Raw genomic sequence first — 5,524 nt, forward strand, 5'->3', positions numbered from 1 at the left:
CGATCGCCAATCCGGTGGTGCGCGGACCGATGCCGCTGGCCAAGAGCCTTTCGGCGATCGACGTGCTGTCCAGCGGTCGGTTGGTGGCGGCGCTGGGACCGGGTTCGTCGGCGAACGACTACAACAGTGTCGGACTGCCCTTCGAGCAGCGCTGGCCCCGCTTCGACGAGGCGGTGGCAGCGACCCGGGCGATTCTGCGAGGCAACACCTTCTCCGGGCGGTTCTACGACGTCGGTGACGAGCGCGCGGCGCCCGTGCACGGTGACGGCCCGCCGCTGTGGATCGGCAGTTGGGGTTCGGCCGTGGGTCTGCGCCGGGTCGCCCGCCTCGGCGACGGTTGGCTGGCGTCGGCGTATCACATGTCGGCCGAGTCGATCGGGGATGGACGGCGCCGGTTGAGCGAGTTACTGACCCGCGACGGCCGCAACCCCGAGGCGTTCCCGATCGGGGTCGCCACCATGTGGTTTCACCTCGACGAGGCCGAACGGGCCGATCGAGTGCTGCAGGAACGGGTGGCACCGGCAACCAATCGGCCGGCCGAAATGCTCGCGCCGCGGTTGGCATTCGGCCCGCCGGAGGCGGTCGCCGAGAAGCTCGCCGCCCTGCACGCGGCGGGCGCGGCGCGGGTCTTCCTCTGGCCGGTCGCGGACGAATTCGACCAACTGCGGAGGTTCGCGGCGGACGTTATGCCACTCCTTACCTAGAACCGATCGACGGGGGCGCTTCGGCGCCGTCACCATCCGCCGAGCATCGGATTGCGCTTACGCTGGCGAGGTGAGCGATGCAGAGTTTCCGGTCGGCCCGGAATCCGAACTGCCGAAGCTGCGTGACCCGTTCCTGGTCGCAGCTTTCGAGGGGTGGAACGACGCCGGCGACGCAGCAAGCGGGGCAGTCGAGCATCTCGAGTTGATCTGGGACGCGGAGCCGCTCGCCGAACTCGATTCCGAGGACTACTACGACTACCAGGTCAACCGGCCGACGGTGCGGCAGGTGGAGGGCGTCACCCGCGAGATTCAGTGGCCGTCGTCGAGCCTGTCGGTCTGCTCCCCGCCGGGCAGTGATCGCGACGTGGTCCTGCTGCGCGGTATCGAGCCGAACATGCGCTGGCGCAGTTTCTGCGCTGACCTGCTCGATTTCATCGACCAGCTGGGTGTTTCGACCGTGGTCATCCTGGGCGCCCTACTCGCCGATACACCGCACACCCGCCCCGTTCCGGTGACCGGATCGGCCTACAGCAAGGACGCGGCAGAGCGGTTCAACCTGGAGCAGACGCGGTACGAGGGCCCGACCGGCATCACCGGCGTGTTGCAGGACCAGTGCGTCAAGGCCGGGGTGCCCGCCATTTCGTTCTGGGCGGCGGTGCCGCATTACGTCTCGCAGCCGCCGAACCCGAAGGCGACGATCGCCCTGCTGCGCCGGGTCGAGGACGTGCTCGATATCGAGGTTCCGCTCGGCGAACTGCCCAAACAGGCCGAGGACTGGGAGTCCGCGGTCAGCGACATGACCGCCGACGACGAGGAGATCAGCGAGTACGTGCGCTCGCTCGAGGAGCGCGGCGATGCCGAGGTGGACATCTCGGAGGCGATCTCGAAGATCGACGGGGATGCGATCGCTGCCGAGTTCGAGCGGTACCTACGACGCCGGGGACCGGGCAACTTCGGGCTGTAAGCCCGTGACGGCAACGAAGCCGTACGGCCGGGCGGCGCTCTATATCGGCGGGTTCCTCGGCCCCTTCGGTGGTGGCGTGGTGAGCGCGATGCTCGCCGAGATGGGCGCCGACCTCGGTGTAAGCACGGGGACGGCCGCGTCGTCGCTCACCGCGTATCTGTTCCCGTTCGCCGCATTGCTGCTCGTCTCCGGCACGCTCGGCGCCCGGTGGGGTGCGCGGCGCACGGTCCGGATCGCCTACGTGGTGTACATCGTCGCGTCGCTCACCTGCGCGCTCGCGCCCGTCTTCGCGGTCCTGCAGGCCGGCCGCGTGCTGCAGGGCTGCGCGAACGCCTTCACGACCCCACTGTTGATGGCCGCGCTCGCCGCCTCGACGCCCGCACACCGACTCGGGCGCGCGCTCGGCACGTTCGGGGCCCTGCAGGCCGCGGGTCAGACCAGCGCACCGCTGGTCGGCGGCATCGCGGCCGAGGCCAGTTGGCGCTGGGCCTTCGTGGTGATTGCCCTGGTCGCGGCCGCGCTTGCGATCGTTGGCGTCCCGATGGCGCCCGGGCGCGCGCCCACCGGTTCCCGGCGACCGAAGCTGCGCGAGGCGTTGCGCTGGCGTGTCATCCGGATCGGTTTCGTAGCGATGCTTGCGTGGGGTGCGCTCGGCGGTATGAGCTTCCTGGTGGCATTCCGCGTCGAGGACGACTTCGGGCTCGGCCCGACCGGGCGCGGCCTCGTACTGACCTGCTTCGGACTGACCGGCATCATCGCCGCACGCCCGGTCGGTTCCGCGATCGACCGGGTCGGCGCGAGGCGGGCGGTGGTGATCGGTGCGCTCACCGGCGCGGTACTGATCGCGACTACCGGAACGGCGGGGCTACTGGTGGTCACCGTCGCGGCTTGGGCGGCGGCAGGGGTGCCGGGTCAGCTGATGCTGGTCGGTGTGAACTCGGCGGTGCTCGGAGGGGACGAGCCGAACCGCGGTGGCGCGGTCTCGGTGGTGCAGTCGTTCCGCTTCGCCGGTTCCGCACTGACTCCGCTGGTGCTGACGCCGGTGTACGACGCGCACGCGGTGGCGAGTTTCCTTGTGCCTGCAGTGTTGTTGGCGGTCTTTGCGCCGCTGCTCATGCCAGGGCGGGGTCGAGATCGACTCAGCGCCGGCTAGCAGTCCTTCAAAGGTGCAAATTGTGTTCGTGAGTGCGAAATTTCGGCCCCGGATACAAGTTTTGCACCGGTTTGGCGAGCTTCCTGACTCACGACCGGGCCAGCGCGGGCACCTCGACTGGCACCTCAACCGGCTGCCAGCCCGGACCGCGGAACATGTGCCCGAACCGATCACGCCAGCGCCGGGCCGTGCGGACATCGCGCAAGATGTTGGCGTATTCACCAAAGGCCACGCGCACGGGATTGAACGTGTCGATGTTCTTGGTGAGCCCGTAGACGGCGCGTTCGCGTTCGGGTGCGAAGGTGCCGAACATGCGGTCCCAGATGATAAGGATGCCGGCGTAGTTCCGGTCCAGGTAATCAGCGTTCGACGCGTGGTGAACACGATGATGTGACGGCGTGTTCCAGATGAATTCGATGGGGCGCCAGAGCTTTCCGACACGCTCGGTGTGCACGAAGAATTGATAGAGCAGGCTCACGGACTGCTGGAGCAGGATCATCCACGGCGAGAAACCGAGCAGGGCGAGCGGCAGCCAGAACGGTAGCGACGTCATCGGCGTCCACGTCTGCCGCAGCGCGGTGGACAGGTTGAAGTACGTGCTCGAGTGGTGCACGACATGGCTCGCCCACAGCACCCGCACGGTGTGGTGCAACCGGTGGAACCAGTAGTAGGCAAAGTCATCGAGGAAGAACAGCGCGATCCAGGTGAGCGGATTGGTCGGCGAAAGGTGTATCGGTGCAACGAGATACACCGCCGAGTACACCGCGATCACAACCAGCTTCCAGCCGATGTTGATCACCACGTTGCCCAGGCCCATCCCGATGCTCGTGGCGGAGTCGCGCATGTTGTACCCGCGCTGTCCGTCCGGGACATTCCGTTCGTCGTCGCGCAGGAAACGGTAGGACGCGGCTTCGATGATCAGGCAGATCACGAACACCGGGATCGCGTGGGCAATCAGGTCGAACACAGGCCTGGTCTCCTATTTCGCTGCGCCAGCAGCGTCTGTCGCGGCGATGATGCGGTCGAGCTGGACGACGATGCCGTCGAGAAGTTCGGTGGCCACCTCGTGCGCCTTGTCGGCGTTGCGGCTGGCGATGAGCTCGGCAAGCACGATCAGGGCATCGCCGTCGGAATACTCGTCGAGTAGACCCGCGATGGCCTCGACACCGATGGCCTCGATCGCGGCGACGAGGGTGTTGAGGCCGAGGCGGTAGGCGATGTTCGCGCTGCCGTCGACCACGGCCGTCCAGAACTCCACATTCGCGGCGATCAGATCGACTGGGTCGGTGTCCGGCCCGGGATACGCGTGGGCCAGTTCGGTGATATGCCTAATCGCGGTCTCGTCCGCCACATTGGCGCACAAGCGGGCGGCGTCGGCACCGATCGACTGCCGCATCCGGGCCATATCGCGCAGGATCCGTACGGGATGCAGCGGCGCGATACGCACGATGTCGACGAGTACGTCCAGGCCCGCGCTGCTACGCCAGTCGAGCACTCGTGAGGCGCCGCCCTGACTGATCTGCACCAGCCCGCTCTGCTGCAGGCGTTTGAGCGCTTCACGCAGAACGTGCCTGCTGACCTGGAACGATTCCGCCAGTTCCCGCTCGGCCGGCAGTCCCTCGCCGGGCACGAACCGGCCCGCCAGGATCTCCTCGACGAGCTGGGCATACACCGCGTCGGAGAGTGCGATGCGCGAGACGGGAGCGATAGCCACACGACGAGAGTGCCGCCAACTGGCCTACTTGTCAACTGGTTGAACCAGTTGGTCGAAGCGCCGCCGTTTACTGCGTTACGCCATGTCACGAAAAAGCTGTCAGCGTCCCGAACGTCCGTGAGAGGTATTCCTGACTCCCGTGTTACGTCGCGGCAGCCACTGCGTGACGTCCCCACCTCACAGTCATGGCCATGGGCAGCACTCCTCGTTTCCTCCAGGGCGTCTTTGCATTCATAGGCACTGGTCTCGACGATCCCCAGCTGATCGACGCGGCAACGCGCTACCAGGTACCGAGTGGTGTCACTGCCCAGCCGCTGTACTTCCGCGGCGGCAATTCCTCGGGCGAACTGATCGTGGTCACCCTTTGGCGCGACGGGGCGTCGATGCGGGTGTTCCCGATGGGCGCTCGATCGTCGGTGAACGTGCCGTTGCGCGTGGTCGAGGACGTTGATCCCGACACCGTGCTCGAACTCGTGGTGGCCGCTCCGGCGGGCTGCACGGGCGAGGTCGTCATCGACTTCGGGCTCATGGAGGTTTGATGAAGTTACTGGTTGTCGGCAATGGCATGGCGGGCGCACGCACGGTCGAGGAGATTCTCGAGCGCGGCGGGTCCGAGAAGTTCTCGATCACGATGATCGGCGACGAGCCCTACGGCAATTACAACCGCATCATGCTGTCGCATGTACTCGCCGGGGAGACCGACACCGACGACGACGACCTCATGCTCAACCCGATGAGCTGGTACCGCGAGCAGGGCGTCACCCTGTTCTCCGGTGACCGCGCGCTGACCCTGGACCGCTTCGCCAAGCAGGTCACCTGCGAGAGCGGCCGCGTCGTCGACTACGACGTGCTGATCATCGCCACCGGCTCCAACACCTTCTTTCCGAACATGGACGGGCTGCGCGAGCCGGACGGCCGCCTCGGCCGCGGCGTGTTCGGCTTCCGCACCATCGCCGACACCAATGGCATGCTGCAGCTGGCACATTCGC

At 66.8% G+C, this 5,524-nt stretch carries 7 protein-coding genes; 5 read left to right on the top strand and 2 right to left on the bottom strand.

All coding sequences use genetic code 11. From position 1 onward, the window contains the following. The 3 genes from A8G08_RS07245 to A8G08_RS07255 all read left to right on the top strand — a co-directional run. Nucleotides 1-704: LLM class flavin-dependent oxidoreductase (locus A8G08_RS07245; RefSeq protein ID WP_068272095.1), on the top strand; the 704-nt coding region annotated here is incomplete at its 5' end. Nucleotides 705-774: 70 nt separating this feature from the next. Next, a complete protein-coding gene (locus tag A8G08_RS07250) occupies nt 775-1,668 on the top strand; it encodes a PAC2 family protein (protein WP_068272098.1) in 894 nt (297 codons plus the stop codon). Between the two features lie 4 nt (nt 1,669-1,672). Continuing rightward, complete coding sequence (locus A8G08_RS07255; protein WP_068272101.1) at nt 1,673-2,821, top strand: MFS transporter; 1,149 nt, start codon at nt 1,673-1,675, stop codon at nt 2,819-2,821. A gap of 88 nt (nt 2,822-2,909) precedes the next feature. On the opposite strand, the gene A8G08_RS07260 is transcribed toward A8G08_RS07255, so the two are convergent. Together A8G08_RS07260 and A8G08_RS07265 are read right to left on the bottom strand one after the other, a co-directional pair. Further along, on the bottom strand, nt 2,910-3,788 hold the full coding sequence (locus A8G08_RS07260) for a sterol desaturase family protein (RefSeq protein ID WP_068272104.1): 879 nt from the start codon (nt 3,786-3,788) through the stop codon (nt 2,910-2,912). A gap of 12 nt (nt 3,789-3,800) precedes the next feature. Continuing rightward, nucleotides 3,801-4,535, bottom strand: a complete 735-nt coding sequence (locus tag A8G08_RS07265; RefSeq protein WP_068272107.1) for a FadR/GntR family transcriptional regulator — start codon at nt 4,533-4,535, stop codon at nt 3,801-3,803. Nucleotides 4,536-4,726: 191 nt separating this feature from the next. Here A8G08_RS07265 and A8G08_RS07270 point away from each other — a divergent pair, with 191 nt between their 5' ends. Together A8G08_RS07270 and A8G08_RS07275 are read left to right on the top strand one after the other, a co-directional pair. Then, nucleotides 4,727-5,074 (top strand): molybdopterin oxidoreductase, encoded by a 348-nt coding sequence (locus tag A8G08_RS07270; protein WP_068272111.1) that lies wholly within the window; start codon nt 4,727-4,729, stop codon nt 5,072-5,074. Next, on the top strand, nt 5,074-5,524 hold a 451-nt coding region (locus A8G08_RS07275; RefSeq protein WP_169823277.1), incomplete at its 3' end, for an FAD-dependent oxidoreductase. The genes A8G08_RS07270 and A8G08_RS07275, both read left to right, overlap by 1 nt.

Origin of the sequence: Aldersonia kunmingensis (genome assembly GCF_001646865.1) — a bacterium.
Lineage (GTDB): Bacteria > Actinomycetota > Actinomycetes > Mycobacteriales > Mycobacteriaceae > Aldersonia > Aldersonia kunmingensis.